Raw genomic sequence first — 15,548 nt, forward strand, 5'->3', positions numbered from 1 at the left:
CTACTCGATCACGAGGAGAGGTTCGCCGTATTCCACTGGCTGGCCGTCCTCGACGAGTATGGCCGTCACAACGCCGGATTTGGTGGCGACGATGTCGTTGAAAGTCTTCATGGCTTCGATCAGCAGGAGCTTATCGCCGAGCGAAACGCGCGCGCCGATCTCGACGAAAGGCTTCGCGTCGGGATTCGGTCGAAGATAGGCGGTGCCCACCATCGGCGACTTTACCGCGCCCGGGTGTTCGGCGGGCTCCGCGACGGGCGCAGGGGACGTGACCGGCTTTGCCGTTGGCGGCGGCAGGGGCTGGACCGACGGCGCGACGACGCTCGCGATGGCTGCGGCAGGCGTGCGCGCCGCGCGGATACGCAAATCGCCCTTCTCCACCTCGAATTCGGTCAAATTGCAGTTTGCGACGAGCTCCGCAATCGTGCGCAGCAGATCCGCGTCGATGACGGGCGCGGGCGCGGTGACCGACGCCGGTTTGCGGGAGGAAGCGGTGCGAGGCGGTTGAGCTTTGCGCGCCATAAGTGTCTCAGCTCTTTCTCAGTTCGTTTTCAAAGACAGCGTCGAGGGCAAGAATGTATGAAAGCGGGCCGAATCCCGCGATCACGCCGCGCGCCGCAGGCGAGATGTAGGAATGGCTCCGAAAGCTTTCGCGTGCGTGCACATTGGATAGATGCACTTCGATGACCACGGCTTCCGCGCCCTTGATCGCATCATAGAGCGCGATCGATGTGTGCGTCAGCGCGCCAGCGTTCAAAATCACAGGCGCTCCCGCGCTGCCGGCTTCATGGATCCAGTCGACGAGATCGCCTTCGTGGTTGGACTGCCGGAAAACCAGCGACACGCCACGTTCGGCGCAACGCTTCTCCAGCGTCGCGCGGATATCGTCGAGCGACGCCGTTCCGTATATCGCGGGCTCACGCCTGCCGAGGAGATTGAGATTGGGACCGTTAAGCACATGGACGGCTGACATAGCGCTTCCGAAAACGTTCCCCGAAAAATCTCAAAGGCGGCAGGCCGCCTGTCTTAGCCTCGTTGTCGCCGCAAAGAAAGCCCGTCTCCGCGCTAGCAGACGGTCTTACCGCATTTGCGCAGGTTTTCGATCTTGGCTTTCAGTTGCGCGTAGGGCACGCCGCCGACGATCGCCTCTTTGCCGATCACCCAGGCGGGCGTTCCATCGAACCGCAGCTCATCGGCCAGCGTCGCGACTTCCTTCAGTGCGGCCTTTGTCTCTGCGCTCGACATGTCTTTCTCGAGACGGGGCATATCTGCGCCGACGTCCTTCGCCGCCGCAAGCGCCTGCTGCTTGCCGATGTGGCCGCGAGTCGTGAGCAGCTTGCGATGGAACTCCCAGAACTTCTGGCTGTCGAGCTGCATGCGCGCAGCGGTCGCGACCTGCGCCGCCTCGACGGAGTCGGGGCCGAGAATGGGGAAGTCCTTGAGCACCACCCGCAACTTGGGGTCCGCCTCGATCAACTTGGCGACCGAAGCCATCGACTGCTTGCAGTAGCCGCAGTTATAGTCAAAGAACTCGACGAGCGTGACGTCGCCGCTCGGATTGCCCACGACGGCCTGGTTGGGCGAGTTCACGATTTTATCACCGTGCTGGCCGACGGCTTTTTCGCGTGTGGCGGCCTCGGCGACTTTCTCGCGCTTTCCAAGTTCGTCAATGGCTTCCCGGACCACTTCCGGGTTCGCAATGAGATAGTCGTGCACGACCTTCTCGATCTCAACCTTCTGCTTGCCTGAAAGCTCCTCGGCGAAGAGCGGCGTCGCCGCGCCTAGAGCGAGACATGCGCCGGCGGCGAGCGAGATAAAAAAGCTCATTGCATTCTCCTTTGCGCGACAGCGCATTCGTGTCGGGTCCCTTCGTCGCCGCGCTTTTAGCACAGGGGGCGGCGGGCGTCCTCCCGACGTAAGCATCGAATATTTCTCGCGAGTAGCTAGTGCGGCAGATTGGTCCGAACGCCGTCGTTCACCAGCATCGAACCGACGCCGTAATTGAACTTCGCTTCGCCCAGGGTGCGCAGCTGGAGCGTGACCATTACCGTCTGGTTGCGCGCCGGCAGGCCCGTGTAGGACTGCGGCTGATAGATCTGCGAATAATTGATCGAAAGCGTCGTGCATTCGTCCTGATAGCCGATGCCGCCGCCGAGCGTTGCGACCGAGAACAGGGGCGCCGTGCCGGTGAGATTTGAGCCCGTAATCGTCGTCCCATAGTAGGTGGTCGCTGGATTGGTGAGCGAGTTATAGAGGTAGCGGCTCATATCGAAGGTGACGGTGCCCATCAGGAAATAGTTTTTGGTGATGTCGTATTTTCCGGTCGCGGAGAGCCCCTGACGACGCACGTCAAAGCCAATCGCCGGCTGTGACTCGTAATTCGCGTATTGGAGCTGGAGCGAGATCGGCTCCAGATTCATTGTCGCGAACACGTCGAGCCGGCGCGCGCGCAAGTTGCCCTTGTCGAACCGGCCCTTGGCGACGAGGCTGAGGACGGACGAAGGCGCAAAAGCGAACCGCCCGACGATGTCCGACGCGCGCGAGTCGAGGCCGGAATCGAGGCCGACATTCGCCGCGTCAGCCTGCGCATAGGAATTGGCGCCGGCGATCTGGCGCGACTGGCCGATCATGGCGTTGATGAAGCCGCCATTGGACAGCGACAGGGTGGCCTGGCCGCCATAGTTGAGGCGCGTGCCGGTCTCGAACCGGTCGTAGCCGGAGAACTTGCTCCACTCGAACAGCGTTGAATCGTCGAAGACGAGGCTTTGCGCGTCGATGTTCACCAGCGATGGAATTGAAGTCTCGTTGGGACGGGCGATGACCTGCGCGATCGGTTCGAAGACGATGTCGCCGATGAAGCTTCTGGCGAGGATCGGGTAGCGCCATTCGGCGCCGAAGCCCGGGAGCGCCTGGCCGCGGAAGCGGTTGTCGGCGCCGTTGAAGAACTGGCCCTGCGCGGCGTTGGGGATCGCCGACAGACTTTGATTATAGATCGGGAACAAGCCTTGCCGGTCGTAATCGAGATAGCTTCCCACGAAACGCGCGAATGCGAACGGGGTCCACACGCCGCCGACCGGATCGATGATTTTACGCTTCCAGGCGCCGCTGATCGTCGCGTGCTGGTAATCGCCGCCGACGCCGCGCAACAGACAGCCGCTCTGCGCCGGGTCGGTCGCCCGACCGTAAATCTGGCAAACGTTGTACAGGCTATAGATGCGATCGAGCGTTCGGGGCTGTATGGACTCGAAATTCGCGACGTTGGCGGAAGTGCTCGTCACATTGGCGTCGAGTTCAACCTGGCCGCCAACGCCCGCCGTCGCCGCAGGATCGATGTCGAAGACGCGGTTATAGTCGATCACCGGATGGACGACCGGCTGCTGCGCCTGCACGTCATTGGGCGACAGCAGCTGGAAATAGTAGCCGCGCATGTCGAAATAGCTGCGCGGTCCTTGGCCGGTCAGATAGATCGTCGATGACGCTTCGCGGAAGAAATAGTTCTGCAGGAGATAGTTGTATTGCTGATAGTCCTGCAGGAAGTAGCGATCGGACAGCGCCGTGATGTCCCAGCCAGCGCGCCAACGGTCGTTGAGCCAGAATTCGCCGAAAGACTGGATGGCGCCGCGCCACTGCTTGTCGCCGGCGCCCAGCGGGGCTTGCGCGAACGCGCCTGTGTCTCCTACGTGCGTGCCCTGACCGCGGATCGTATATGCGCCATTATCAAAGCGCTGACGGAATTCGGCCGTGACGAACGGGCCCTGCCGGGAAAAATAAATCGGCGTTACGGTTAGGTCGTAATCCGGCGCAATCGCCCAGAAGTAAGGCACACCCACGCCGGCGCCGAGCTGCTGGCGATAGATGAAAACCGGCGACAGAAAGCCGGACTTGCGCTTCACCGACGGGTCCGGCGACGACCAGAACGGCACATAGGCGACGGGCACGCCAAGAAGTTCGAAAGACGCATCCTCGTAATAGACCATCTTCTCGACGTTGTCGTGAATGATCCGTTTGGCGCGCACCGACCACGTGCGCGGCTTTGCGGGATCGTTTCGACAGGCCTCGCAGGCGGTGTAGGTGCCCATTTCGAAGGTCGTCGTCTCGCCGGCCCGCTCGGCGCGCGGCGAGGTGAAATGCGTGTTGTTGACGGTGTCGACCTGCAGGCTCTCGATGAACCCGTTCTTGAAATCGTCCGTGAAGTCGAAACGCTCGGCCCTGGCGATGGAGCCGTCGGTCTCGGTCAGCGTGGCGTGGCCCTCGGCGAAGACGCGCGAGGTGTTGCGGTCGTAGGTGACGCGGTCGGCTTCGAGCAGCCGGCCCTTGTAATAGATCTGGACGGCCCCGCGGGCCGTGACGGTGTTCTTTTTCTCGTCATAGACGAGCTCCTTGGCCTCCACGACCATGCGCGCTTCGGCGCCCGCGGCCGGCGGCGCGGCAGCGGCGGAGCGCATGGCGAAGGCCGCCTCGACGAGAGCGAGCGCGCCCGCAAGAAGGGATAGGCGCCGGGAGGAGCTGGTGAGCGCCATCAGCCGTCCTCCGAATAGAGCAAAATGACCGTGCCCAACATGCTCCCGACAAGCGCAGGCGACCATGCGGCCACTACAGGGCTGACCATGCCTGCGCCGCCGAGATCCGAGAGGACTTTAGTAACGATGTAAAGCACGAAGCCCGCGGCCACGCCACCCGAAAGGGTTTTTGCGACCCCGCCAAATCGAAAGAATCTTAATGAAAAGGAAGCGGCGACGAGAACCATCGCGACGAGCAGCAGCGGCCGCGCAAGAAGCGTCTGAAACTGCAGCCGATAGCCGGTCGCGTCGAGACCCGCTTCGGCGGTGCGCGCCGTCATTTCCGGCAGCGACCAGAACGGCGTGCCTTGCGGCGGCGTCGTCGCCGCCGCCACCTGCTCGGGCGTCAGGTCGGTGGCGAGCATGTAGGAGCCGACGCTGCGCGCCGGCTCTCCGGGCAGGCTGACCTGCGCGTTTTCGAGCACCCAGACCCCGGGCTCGAGTCGCGCGTGACGCGCTTCGACCCGCTCCAGGAATCCGCCGCGCGCCGCGTAAATGTTGACGCTGACCTCGGCGAGCTCCGAGCCGCCATTCGAGGAGTTCATGGCGTGCATGATCGCCAGCCCGTCGACGCCATGCTGGCGCAGCCAGACGCCGTGGTCGATGCGCAAACTGCCGGGCACGCCGAAAAGATCCCATTCCATTTGTTCGGAGCGCTGCTTCATAGACGCCGAAAGCGGGTTGTAAATCGCCACAGACACAACCCCGATGAGCAGGGCGGTGAGCGCCGGCGGCGCAATGAACTGCCAAACAGACATGCCGGCGGCGCGAGCGACGATCAATTCAAGCTTCCTGGTGAGGTCGACGAAGGTCGCCATCGACCCGAAGAGAACGGCGAAAGGCAGGATCATCTCGGCGGCGGCCGGAACCCGCATCGCCGTCATCAGCGCGACGGTCGCCGCGCCGGCCTGCGGATTGTCGCTGGCGCGCCGCAGCATCTCGACGAAAACCACGACGAACATCAGGCAGAAAATCGTAAAAAAGATCGCCAGAATCGTACGCATAAACCGCAGCGCAAAATAGCGCGTGATCGTCGCCCCGATCATGGCTGCGGCTGTCCTCCTTAGTGTTTTGGCGCGCCGCTCCAGGCCGGAGCAGCTAAAGCCCTGTTAACGATCGCTAGTCGCTCGCATCTTTGCGCGCAAGCGTTGCGCGGCTCCTCTGAGCCGCCCCGACATATTCAATTCGCGAGCGTTGCTTTTGCGCCACGCCGGATTTCTGCGTAAAGATCGCGGCGATTCCGCGGCGGGATGCGAATCTGGAATAGTTCAAAATATGACCAGAGCCGCGATTGACCGCCGCCGCCCGCCGGAAGATATTGCGGGCCGCTCCCGTCAAATTGCGCGCCTGGCGCGCCGCCGGCGCTAACTTTCTCAAAAACCGACGCATTCGCGCCGGAACGACTTCCGCTTCGGCGGAGGAGGCAAGAGGCCCTGATGCTCGTCAACGCCAAATATGAACTCCAGTCATTCGACGCCGCTGAAGCGCTGCTGCGCCAGCCCGAGGACGACGGGCATCCGCGCACGCTCGTGATTTTCGTGGGCCGCGATCTCGCCATGGGCGAGCGCGCCGCGAGCGTGCTCAAGGATGCGGCCGCGCATCTGTCGCGCGCCGCCGCGGCGGCGAAATTCAAGGGCAAATCGGGAACGTCGCTCGAGGTTCTGGCGGCTCCCGGCGCGCCTGCGAGCCGGGTGATTCTGATCGGCCTCGGCGCCGCGGAGGAGACCGAGGGCCGCGAAGCCGCCAAGCCGTTCGAGGACTTCTTGGCGCTTGGCGGACAAACCTCGGCGAAAATAGGCGCGGGGGCGCGGGCGGTCGTGCTGTTCGACCTGCCGGAAGGAATTTCCGCCGCTCACGACTCGGTCGGCCAATTTGCGCTCGGCGGCTGGCTGCGCGCCTACAAATTCGACCATTACAAGACAAAGAAGAAGGACGAGGCGGATCGCGACGGGCCGATGGAGGTCGTCGTCGCCCTGGCCGATCCGGACAGCCATAGCGCCGCGATGTCGGATGGCGGCCATTTGGCGGACGCCGTCATGCTCGCCAGGACTCTCGTCAATGAGCCGGCGAACATCCTGACTCCACCGGAATTCGCCCGCCGCGCGTCGGAGCTGATGAAGCTCGGCGTCGAGGTCGAGGTCCTCGACGAGAAGGCGATGTCCGAACTCGGGATGCGGGCGCTGCTCGGCGTCGCGCAGGGGTCCGAGGCGGGCGCCCGGCTCGTCGTGCTGCGCTGGAGCGGCGGCGCAGAGGGCGCGGCGCCGCTCGCCTTCGTCGGCAAGGGCGTCGTTTTCGACTCCGGCGGCATTTCGATCAAGCCCGCCGCCTCGATGGAGGACATGAAAGGCGACATGGCCGGCGCCGCCGCCGTGACCGGGGCCATGTATGCGATCGCCGCCCGTAAGGCCAAGGCCAATGTCGTCGGCGTGCTCGGCCTCGTCGAGAACATGCCGGACGGCAAGGCGCAGCGGCCGGGCGACATCGTCAAATCGATGTCGGGCCAGACGATCGAGATCATCAACACCGACGCCGAAGGCCGGCTCGTCCTTGCCGACGCGCTGACTTACGTTATCGAGAAGCACAATCCCGCGGCGATCGTCGATCTGGCGACGCTCACCGGCGCCATTCTCGTCGCCCTGGGTCAGGAATATGGCGGGCTGTTCTCGAACAATGACGAACTCGCCGACCGCCTGACCAAAGCCGGCAGCCACATCGGCGAGAAGCTGTGGCGCCTGCCGATGGGGCCCGCCTACGACAAGCTGATCGACTCGAAATTCGCCGATATGAAGAACACCGGCGGCCGGCATGCCGGCTCGATCACCGCCGCGCATTTCATACAGCGTTTCGTCGGCAAGACGCCTTGGGCGCATCTCGACATCGCCGGCACGGGCATGGGCTCGCCGATGAGCGACACCAACCAGAGCTGGGGCGCCGGCTGGGGCGTGCGGCTGCTCGACCGGCTGGTGCGCGACTATTACGAGGGGTAGCTGACGATGCCTCCGTCTGTGCGAGCGACTGGCTCCGCCAGCTGATTCAGCCTGACTGCGGGGTTCTTCTGTAGCTAGGCTCTAGAGTCTTCACAGTAGAGCGGATTGGGCGCTGTCGTACGATGCGTTCTGAAGTAATGCGAAGAAGTAGGTCGACGATCGACTCAAATTAATTTGCCCTGTTAACGCCGGGAGTCCTGCTATAGCTTCAGCCTACAGGGGTCAATACGTTATTCTGTCCGCTTTTTAATGGAAAAATCTATCCGCCGCCCGATCTGATGGTCAGTTCAGTTGGTCCTGGACTGAAAGGAACGCATCATGATCGAATCTCGATGGAACGCGGATTTTATCGCGACCATTCTCGGCGTCGTGTTCGTGGCGGTTGGCCTGCTGGGGTTCGTCCCCAATCCGATCGTCTCTGACGGCGGCTACTTCCACGTGAATGCAGCCCACAACTTCGTGCATCTCATCACCGGAGCGCTCTTGCTGCTCAGCCCCTATTTCGGCGTCCCGGTCCTCATGATTCGCACCGTGGCCATCGTCTATACGGCGATCGCCATCCTCGGCTTCCTTGCGCCAAACGTCGCCGAGTTCGGCGGGCTGGTGGAGATGAACCACGCCGACCACTGGCTGCATGCATTCCTGGCTGTCGTCCTGCTCGCGATCGGCTTCACGAAGCCCATGGAACGTTCGGTCACCACGGCCCATATGTAAGAACTGCAAAGCGCAGCGCCGCAGCCTTCGGGCTGCGGCGCTTTGGATCGAGGCTGCGATGACCGGTATGGACACAGTGGAGCTTCGCGACGCCGTCCGCGAGGCTCTCGACAAAAGCCCTCTGGCGGACGCCAAGTCGATCGCAGTCGAGATCTTCGAGGGAGACGTCGTGCTCAAGGGCTCCGTCGCCTCGGCGGCTGAGTGGATGGAGGCGGAATACGCCGCTTCGACCGCCGCTTCGCCCCTCAAAGTCAAAAACGCCCTGACCATCAGCGGGGTTTGGGAGGCGCCCAAAGACGATGTCTACCAGGCCGGCCTTGAATCTTTTCCGGCGAGCGATCCGCCTTCCTGGACGCCGGGCGAGACTTAGTCGTGTTCAAGCCTCACAGGCAACCGCTCGCGCTTGCCCAGATTGAGCTTTGTCGCCGTGTCCGGCCCTGGGTCTTGGGCTCTTACTCAAAAATTCACACATTTTTACCGGGAGTGTATTGACCCTCGAACTTGCGCGAGGGGGAGAGTTCCGACATAGCCGGGGGCGAAAGGCGCCCGCCATGCCCGAGATCGCCTTCTATCACCTCATCCGCGCCACCGTGGAGCAGACGCTGCCGACGCTCCTAGAGCGGTCACGCGCGCGCGGCTGGCGCGCCATCGTGCAGGCGATGAGCGAAATGCGCCTCCAGCGGCTCGACGCCGATCTCTGGTCGTACCGTCCGGAAAGCTTTCTCCCGCATGGGACGAAGGCCGACGGCGCGCCACAGGCGCAGCCGATCTATCTCACCTGCGAGACCGACAACCCTAATGACGCCGAGGTGCGGTTTTTCATCGAGGGCGCGCGCATCGCCCCGGCGCTCGCCGGCTCTGGCGCGCCGCGCGAACGCGCCGCGCTGGTTTTCGACGGGCGCGACGACACCGAACTTGCCGACGCGCGCGCGCAATGGAAAGAACTGCGCGATCTGGGCTATAGCCTCGTCTATCACCAGCAGAGCGAGAGCGGCGGATGGGAAGAGAAGGCGCGCGAACCGAAAGCGTAGATCACGCCGCATCTGGGCGGGATCGCCAAGATGCGGATGACGTGATCGATTCCAAAGGCAAAGAGCGCGCTCCAGACGAAAACCCAATTTCCACTTTTTCGCAGCGCGCTCTGGGCGAAGATTTCGCCGAGCGCCGCGCCAAGGCGCGCGAAAGGCTCGACGCCGTTGATCCGCATAAACGCGCGGGAGGGATCGAGGCCGATCCCAAGCGCCGGGAATGGTTCGAGGCGGTCTACGCTCTCGCCGAGGACGATCCGGCCGCAGTGCCCTGGGCGCATCTTGAGCCGCGCCCGCTGCTTGAAGATTGGCTGGCCGCGCGCTCGCTCGTCGGCCGTCGCGCGCTCGACGTCGGCTGCGGACTGGGCGACAACGCCGAAGCGCTGGCGCGCGCCGGCGCGCATGTCGTCGCCTTTGATCTCGTCGAGCGCGCCGTGCAATGGGCGCGCGAGCGGTTTCCTCGGAGCAAGGTCGATTATCAAATCGCCGATCTCCTCAATGCGCCATCCGAATGGCGCGGCGCCTTCGATCTCGTGCACGAGCTCTATACGCTGCAGGCGCTGCCGGAAGCGCTTCTGCCCGACGCCGCGCGGGCGCTCGCCGCCTTTGTCGCGCCGGACGGAACGCTGCTCATCATCTCGCGGGCGCGCGATGACAATGAGGAGATGGGCGGCCCGCCATGGCCGCTCGCGCGGAGGGACATCGAGGCGTTCGCCATCGACGGTCTTCGGCTCGTTTCACTGGAAGATCTTCCGGCAAGCGGCGGCCTCGCGCGCCACTGGCGCGCCGAGTTTCGTCGCGACGAGGCTGGCGGGTGAGCGCGCCGCTGCTGTCGGTTAAAAGCGTCAGCAAAAAGTTCGGCGCGGTCGTTGCGCTCGAGGACGTGTCGCTCGACGTGGGGGCCGGCGAATTCTTCGCGCTGCTTGGCCCGTCGGGCTGCGGCAAAACCACGCTAATGCGCTGTATCGCGGGTTTCGAGTCGCCCGACGCCGGAACGATCGCGCTGAATGGCGACGATCTCTCCGGCGTGCCGCCCTATCGGCGACCGGTGAACATGATGTTCCAGTCCTATGCGCTGTTTCCGCATCTCAACGTGTTCGAGAACATCGCCTTCGGACTGCGCCGGCAGGGCGAGACCAGAGACGCCATCGACGCGCGCGTCAACGAATTGCTCGCGATGACGCAGCTTTCGGCTTTTGGCCCTCGGAGAATCGTTGAGCTGTCAGGCGGACAGAAGCAGCGCGTCGCGCTGGCGCGGGCGCTCGCGCCGCGTCCGAAAATGCTGCTGCTTGACGAGCCGCTCGGCGCGCTCGATCGCAAGCTGCGCGAAGAGACGCAGTTTCAGCTCAAGGAAATCCAGCGGCTGACGCAGACGAGTTTTCTAATCGTCACGCATGACCAGGACGAAGCGCTGGCGCTCGCCGATCGCATCGCCGTGATGCGGGCGGGCAGGGTGGAGCAAATTGCTGGGCCGATGGAGATTTACGACCGGCCCGCGACGCGCTTCGTCGCCGGCTTCGTCGGCGAAACGAATTTCATCGAGGGACGCCTGGACCGCAATGGCGCTGCGGCGCTCATCACCGAGTATGGACGAATCCCCTGCGAGCCCGGGAATCTTCCGGACGGCGCGCAGGCGACGCTCAGCGTGCGCCCCGAGCGCATCGGCGTTGCGCGCGACGGCGAGGGGATCGCGGGCGTCGTTGAGAACTTCGTCTTTCGCGGCGAAACGACGCTGCTGCGGGTGCGCGTCGCCAGCAACATCGTCCTACGGGCGGCGGCAAGCCATGGCGAACGCCACGCGATCGGCGACTCCGTGAGGCTCAGCTTCCCGCCTGGCGCCGGCGCGCTTCTCGCGGAGGAGAGATAGGGTGAGGTTAACAATGAGTTCGCGGCGCAACGCGGATTTCCTCATCTTGAGGAGGCCTCGGAGAGGCCGTCTCGAAGGACGAGGAAATCCACTCGCGCGAGAAGCCGCGCCCTCGTCCTTCGAGACGCCTGCTGCGCAGGCTCCTCAGGATGAGCGCGCCCAATGCGCCGCGCGCAGCGAAGGCGTCAGATGAGCGCGCGCCGCAGACTCTCTCTGGGCGAGCGGCTCGTGATCGCGGCGCCTTATCTGTGGATCGGCGCCTTCTTCCTTGCGCCGATGGCGCTCATCGCCAAGATCTCCGTTTCGCAGTCGGTGCTGGCGCGCCCGCCCTATCGGCCGATTTTCGAACTTTCCGACAGTCTCGCCGACATCTGGGCCAAGGCGCAGACCTTTACGCTCGACTCCTATCGCGCCCTCGTCAGCGACACGCTCTATCTCGAATCCTATCTATCCTCGCTTACGATCGCCGCGGTCTCGACGCTGATCACGCTGGTCATCGCCTATCCTTTCGCGCTCGCCATGGCGCGCGCGCCCGAGCGCCTGCGTCCTATTCTCATCGGCCTTGCCGCGGCCCCGTTTTGGACGAGCTTTCTCATCCGCGTCTACGCCTGGATCGCGCTTTTGAAGGATGAGGGGCTGATCAACAATGCGCTGATGGCGCTGGGGCTCATTACCGCGCCGCTGCAAATGTTCGCGACGACGGGCGCTGTCGTCGTCGGCATCGTCTACTCCTATCTGCCCTTCATGCTGTTGCCGCTCTACGCGGCGCTGGAGCGCCAGGATCCGAGCCTTCGCGAAGCCGCCGGGGATCTTGGCGCGTCGCCGGCGCAAGCGTTCTTGCGCGTGACATTGCCGCTTTCGCGCGAAGGCGTCATTGCGGGCGCGCTTCTCGTCTTCATTCCGGCGGTCGGCGAATTCGTCATTCCCGATCTCCTCGGCGGCTCCGAGACGCTGATGATCGGGCGAACCCTGTGGAACGACTTCTTCTCCAATCACGACTGGCCGGCGGCCTCGGCCGCGGCGATCGTGCTCGTCGCTGTGTTGATGATTCCGCTACTGTTGTGGGAGCGGGCGCGGCTTGCCGATGAGGACGACGCCGGATGAGCGCGGTCGTTTCCTGGGCGCGTCGCGCGACTCTCTTTGTCGGCTTCGTCTTCCTTTACGCGCCGATCGTCATTCTCGCGGTCATGAGCTTCAACGCGTCGCGTCTCGTTTCGGTGTGGGGCGGATTTTCGACGAAGTGGTATGCGGCGCTTCTGGAGAACGAACAGCTTCTCCATTCGGCGAAGGTCAGCCTCGCCGCCGCGCTGACCTCGGCCACGATCTCGACTCTGCTGGGCCTGCTGGCGGCCATATCGCTCACGCGTTTCGGCCGCTTTCGCACGCGTTTCCTGTTTTTTGGCGCCGTGCATGCGCCGCTCGTTCTGCCGGAGGTCGTGCTCGGCCTCGCGCTGCTTACGTGTTTCGTCGCGTTCGGGGTCGGACGAGGCTTCATCACGCTTGTCATCGGTCATGTGACGCTGACAATGTGTTTCACGACGGTCGCGATTCTCGCGGCGTTGCGTGATCGCGATCCGGCGCTCGAAGAAGCGGCGATGGATCTTGGGGCGACGCCTTTGGGAGCCTTTGTCCGCGTGGCGTTGCCGCAGATCGCGCCGGCGATCGTCACGGCTTATCTCTTGGCGTTCACGCTTTCTCTCGACGATCTTGTCATCGCCAGTTTTGCGACGGGCCCTGGCGCGACGACGCTGCCGATGCGCATCTACTCACAAGTGCGTTTGGGCGTTTCGCCGCAGATCAACGCCATTTCGACGCTGCTTCTCGCGCTCGTCGCCGTAGCGCTCGGACTCGCGGCGCTTGTTTCTTTCAGGCGCGCGCGGCGCGATGGCCAAGTGGTGACAAGCTTGGCGCGCGCGCCAGATAATGCATCATGACAAAAAATTGGTTCGCTTCTCTTCCGAATTTCATCACCATCGGCCGTCTCGTGCTGACGCCGGCGGCGATCATCTTGATCGTCGAGCGGCAATGGACCGCCGCCTTCCTGCTGTTCGCCGTCGCCGGCCTGTCCGACGCCCTCGACGGTTGGCTGGCCCGGACCTACCATCTCCAATCTGAACTCGGCGCGATTCTCGATCCCATCGCAGACAAGGCGCTGATCGTTTCAATGTACGTCACGCTCGCCATCGTCGACGCGCTGCCGGCGTGGCTCACAATCATGGTGGTCTTTCGTGATGTCATGATCACTGGCGCGGTGTCGCTGTCCTGGCTCATGGGCCGGCCGATGAAGGTGCATCCCCACTTTTCTTCCAAGGCGACCACCGCCGCGCAACTGGTGTTCGCGGGCGTCGTTTTGGCCGTTCAGGCATACGGCCTTCATATTCCGCTGTTAAACGTGACGCTCATCGCCCTCGTCGCCGCATTGACCGTTGCTTCCGCCTGCGTCTATCTGTGGCTTTGGGTCCAGCATATGAGGCTGTGACATGTCACAGAGAACACCGTCGCTCAGCTCCGATACTGCGCAGCCGGCGGTCATTCCGCCGCCGCCTCTCGAAACAGGCGACGACGCCGAGATGCGGCAGCTGCAATGGGCAGGGCTGAGCCTCGAAAGGCAGCTTGCGCTCTGGGGCTTAACGCTTCTGGCGCTTGGCCTTTCGCTCTATTTCTTGAGCCCGGTGCTGGCGCCTTTTGTCGCGGGAACCGCGCTCGGCTATCTGCTCGACCCCGTGGCTGACCGGCTGCAGCGGCTGGGCCTGTCGCGATTGGGCGCTGCGGGTCTCCTGCTCGTCGTCTTTCTTCTGGTCGTCGGGACCGCGGCGGTTGTTCTGGTTCCGATTCTTTCGCATCAGCTTGCGGGCTTCATCACCTCGCTGCCGGGCTATTTGCAGACGCTGCATGGCCTCCTGACGCAATGGAGCGAGCGCTTCACCAGCGATTCCATCAATGGCTGGTTGCAGGAATTCGGGCTGGGCGGCGCCGCCGCGTCTTTCGATGCGCAAAAATATATAAACGATCTCACGAGCCAGGGCGCGACGTTGCTCGGCGATTTCGTAAAATCGCTGTTGTGGCGAGGCTATGCGTTGATCAACGTGGTCTCGCTCATCGTGATCACGCCGGTCGTCGCCTTCTATATGCTGGTCGATTGGGATCACATGGTCGCCATCATCGACGATCTGATTCCGCCGCGCCATCGCGAGGACGTGCGCTCGCTCGCCCGCGACATCGATCGCGCGCTGGCCGGCTTTGTGCGCGGACAGTCGCTCGTCTGCCTGTTCCTTGGCGTCTGGTATGCGGGCGGGCTTTCGGCGATTGGGCTGAATTTCGGTTTTCTCATCGGGGTCATCGCGGGTTTTCTGAGCTTCGTCCCCTATGTCGGCTCCGTCACCGCCTTCGTTCTCTCGATCATCGTCGCGGTCGTTCAGGGCTGGCCGCACATCAATCTGCCGATCGAGGCGGTGGCGATCGTGACGACCGGACTGATTATGGACGGCTATGTGCTGTCGCCGCGGCTCGTCGGCGCCTCCGTCGGGCTGCATCCGGTCTGGATCATGTTCGCCTTGCTGGCCTTCGGCGCGTTGTTCGGCTTTACAGGCCTCATCGTCGCCGTGCCTGTCGCGGCGGCGCTCGGCGCCTTCATGCGCTTTCTTGCGAAGCGCTACCGCGGGAGCGCGCTTTATAAGCACCCGATCCCCGATCGCGCATGACAAAAGCCGGCGCGCCGGAGACATGTGAGCCGGGACGTCAGTTGCCGCTCGACCTGCCGACGACGCCGCGTTTCGGACGCGACGAGTTTCTGCCCGCCGCGTCGAACCTCGCGGCGCTCGACATGATCGAGCGCTGGCCGGATTGGCCGGACCGGGTTCTCGCGCTGATCGGGCCCGCCGGCGCGGGAAAATCGCACCTCTGCGCCATTTGGGCGGCGCGCGCGGGCGCGCTTGTCGTTGCGCCCGGCGCCCTGCCGACGCTGGAAGTTCTGGTCGCGCAGGCGCCGCGCGCCATCGTCATCGACGATGTGGACCGGGCGGCTGACGAAACCGCGCTGTTCCACCTCCTGAATTTCGTGAACGAAAGCGGCGCCTTCCTGCTGATGAGCGCGGCCCGCCCGCCGCGGGCGGAGGACACCCGGCTTCCCGACCTGCTGTCGCGTTTGCGCCGCGCCCCGATCGTCGAAATCGGCGCGCCGGACGAGGCGTTGATGCGCGCGGTTCTGGTGAAGCTCTTCGCGGATCGGCAGCTCCTCGTCGAGCCGCCGGCGCTGGCCTTCGCCGCGCTGAGGCTGGAGCGCTCGCTCGCCGCGGCACGCGCCTTCGTCGCCGCTCTCGACCGCGAGGCTTTGGCGCAGGGGCGGCCTGTCACACGGGCGCTCGCGGCCAAGGTTATTGAGAAGTTCACTTGA

16 protein-coding genes are annotated in these 15,548 nt (G+C 63.9%); 11 read left to right on the forward strand and 5 right to left on the reverse strand.

Annotated elements, in window-relative coordinates; translation table 11 throughout:
* From accB to lptG, 5 genes are all read right to left on the reverse strand, one after another.
* Positions 1-522, reverse strand: a complete 522-nt coding sequence (gene accB / locus IYY11_RS21680) for an acetyl-CoA carboxylase biotin carboxyl carrier protein (RefSeq protein ID WP_196405779.1) — start codon at positions 520-522, stop codon at positions 1-3.
* Between the two features lie 7 nt (positions 523-529).
* Positions 530-973 carry a type II 3-dehydroquinate dehydratase gene (gene aroQ, locus IYY11_RS21685; protein ID WP_018407746.1) on the reverse strand — a complete coding sequence of 148 codons (444 nt, stop codon included), beginning with the start codon at positions 971-973 and terminating at the stop codon, positions 530-532.
* Between the two features lie 92 nt (positions 974-1,065).
* Positions 1,066-1,854: a DsbA family protein gene (locus IYY11_RS21690; RefSeq protein ID WP_196405780.1), complete on the reverse strand. Its 789-nt coding sequence runs from the start codon at positions 1,852-1,854 to the stop codon at positions 1,066-1,068.
* 89 nt (positions 1,855-1,943) lie between these two features.
* On the reverse strand, positions 1,944-4,520 hold the full coding sequence (locus IYY11_RS21695; protein ID WP_196405781.1) for an LPS-assembly protein LptD: 2,577 nt from the start codon (positions 4,518-4,520) through the stop codon (positions 1,944-1,946).
* Positions 4,520-5,605: an LPS export ABC transporter permease LptG gene (gene lptG / locus IYY11_RS21700; RefSeq protein WP_018407749.1), complete on the reverse strand. Its 1,086-nt coding sequence runs from the start codon at positions 5,603-5,605 to the stop codon at positions 4,520-4,522. Before lptG ends, IYY11_RS21695 begins: the two co-directional genes overlap by 1 nt.
* A gap of 390 nt (positions 5,606-5,995) precedes the next feature.
* Here lptG and IYY11_RS21705 point away from each other — a divergent pair, with 390 nt between their 5' ends.
* From IYY11_RS21705 to IYY11_RS21755, 11 genes are all read left to right on the forward strand, one after another.
* Positions 5,996-7,546: a leucyl aminopeptidase gene (locus tag IYY11_RS21705; protein ID WP_196405782.1), complete on the forward strand. Its 1,551-nt coding sequence runs from the start codon at positions 5,996-5,998 to the stop codon at positions 7,544-7,546.
* Positions 7,547-7,864: 318 nt separating this feature from the next.
* Complete coding sequence (locus IYY11_RS21710) at positions 7,865-8,260, forward strand: DUF4383 domain-containing protein (protein ID WP_196405783.1); 396 nt, start codon at positions 7,865-7,867, stop codon at positions 8,258-8,260.
* 58 nt (positions 8,261-8,318) lie between these two features.
* Positions 8,319-8,630, forward strand: coding sequence for a BON domain-containing protein (locus IYY11_RS21715; RefSeq protein ID WP_196405784.1), 312 nt, complete (start codon positions 8,319-8,321; stop codon positions 8,628-8,630).
* A gap of 181 nt (positions 8,631-8,811) precedes the next feature.
* Positions 8,812-9,291 (forward strand): DNA polymerase III subunit chi, encoded by a 480-nt coding sequence (locus IYY11_RS21720; protein WP_196405785.1) that lies wholly within the window; start codon positions 8,812-8,814, stop codon positions 9,289-9,291.
* Positions 9,292-9,332: 41 nt separating this feature from the next.
* On the forward strand, positions 9,333-10,106 hold the full coding sequence (locus tag IYY11_RS21725) for a class I SAM-dependent methyltransferase (RefSeq protein WP_312029764.1): 774 nt from the start codon (positions 9,333-9,335) through the stop codon (positions 10,104-10,106).
* Positions 10,103-11,155 (forward strand): ABC transporter ATP-binding protein, encoded by a 1,053-nt coding sequence (locus IYY11_RS21730; protein ID WP_196405787.1) that lies wholly within the window; start codon positions 10,103-10,105, stop codon positions 11,153-11,155. The genes IYY11_RS21725 and IYY11_RS21730 overlap by 4 nt, the downstream gene beginning before the upstream one ends.
* A gap of 189 nt (positions 11,156-11,344) precedes the next feature.
* Complete coding sequence (locus IYY11_RS21735; protein WP_196405788.1) at positions 11,345-12,259, forward strand: ABC transporter permease; 915 nt, start codon at positions 11,345-11,347, stop codon at positions 12,257-12,259.
* On the forward strand, positions 12,256-13,089 hold the full coding sequence (locus IYY11_RS21740) for an ABC transporter permease (RefSeq protein WP_196405789.1): 834 nt from the start codon (positions 12,256-12,258) through the stop codon (positions 13,087-13,089). Before IYY11_RS21735 ends, IYY11_RS21740 begins: the two co-directional genes overlap by 4 nt.
* Positions 13,086-13,634, forward strand: coding sequence for a CDP-alcohol phosphatidyltransferase family protein (locus IYY11_RS21745; RefSeq protein ID WP_196405790.1), 549 nt, complete (start codon positions 13,086-13,088; stop codon positions 13,632-13,634). Before IYY11_RS21740 ends, IYY11_RS21745 begins: the two co-directional genes overlap by 4 nt.
* 1 nt (position 13,635) lies before the next feature.
* Positions 13,636-14,856, forward strand: coding sequence for an AI-2E family transporter (locus IYY11_RS21750; RefSeq protein ID WP_196405791.1), 1,221 nt, complete (start codon positions 13,636-13,638; stop codon positions 14,854-14,856).
* Complete coding sequence (locus IYY11_RS21755; RefSeq protein WP_196405792.1) at positions 14,853-15,548, forward strand: DnaA ATPase domain-containing protein; 696 nt, start codon at positions 14,853-14,855, stop codon at positions 15,546-15,548. Before IYY11_RS21750 ends, IYY11_RS21755 begins: the two co-directional genes overlap by 4 nt.

The sequence above is a fragment of the Methylocystis sp. H62 genome, assembly GCF_015709515.1.
Taxonomy (GTDB): domain Bacteria; phylum Pseudomonadota; class Alphaproteobacteria; order Rhizobiales; family Beijerinckiaceae; genus Methylocystis.

Bases quoted from the DNA above. Each gene is read 5' to 3' on its own strand.
- accB (WP_196405779.1), bottom strand. From the start codon at position 522: ATGGCGCGCAAAGCTCAACCGCCTCGCACCGCTTCCTCCCGCAAACCG.
- aroQ (WP_018407746.1), bottom strand. From the start codon at position 973: ATGTCAGCCGTCCATGTGCTTAACGGTCCCAATCTCAATCTCCTCGGC.
- IYY11_RS21690 (WP_196405780.1), bottom strand. From the start codon at position 1,854: ATGCGCTGTCGCGCAAAGGAGAATGCAATGAGCTTTTTTATCTCGCTC.
- IYY11_RS21695 (WP_196405781.1), bottom strand. From the start codon at position 4,520: ATGGCGCTCACCAGCTCCTCCCGGCGCCTATCCCTTCTTGCGGGCGCG.
- lptG (WP_018407749.1), bottom strand. From the start codon at position 5,605: ATGATCGGGGCGACGATCACGCGCTATTTTGCGCTGCGGTTTATGCGT.
- IYY11_RS21705 (WP_196405782.1), top strand. From the start codon at position 5,996: ATGCTCGTCAACGCCAAATATGAACTCCAGTCATTCGACGCCGCTGAA.
- IYY11_RS21710 (WP_196405783.1), top strand. From the start codon at position 7,865: ATGATCGAATCTCGATGGAACGCGGATTTTATCGCGACCATTCTCGGC.
- IYY11_RS21715 (WP_196405784.1), top strand. From the start codon at position 8,319: ATGACCGGTATGGACACAGTGGAGCTTCGCGACGCCGTCCGCGAGGCT.
- IYY11_RS21720 (WP_196405785.1), top strand. From the start codon at position 8,812: ATGCCCGAGATCGCCTTCTATCACCTCATCCGCGCCACCGTGGAGCAG.
- IYY11_RS21735 (WP_196405788.1), top strand. From the start codon at position 11,345: ATGAGCGCGCGCCGCAGACTCTCTCTGGGCGAGCGGCTCGTGATCGCG.
- IYY11_RS21740 (WP_196405789.1), top strand. From the start codon at position 12,256: ATGAGCGCGGTCGTTTCCTGGGCGCGTCGCGCGACTCTCTTTGTCGGC.
- IYY11_RS21745 (WP_196405790.1), top strand. From the start codon at position 13,086: ATGACAAAAAATTGGTTCGCTTCTCTTCCGAATTTCATCACCATCGGC.
- IYY11_RS21750 (WP_196405791.1), top strand. From the start codon at position 13,636: ATGTCACAGAGAACACCGTCGCTCAGCTCCGATACTGCGCAGCCGGCG.
- IYY11_RS21755 (WP_196405792.1), top strand. From the start codon at position 14,853: ATGACAAAAGCCGGCGCGCCGGAGACATGTGAGCCGGGACGTCAGTTG.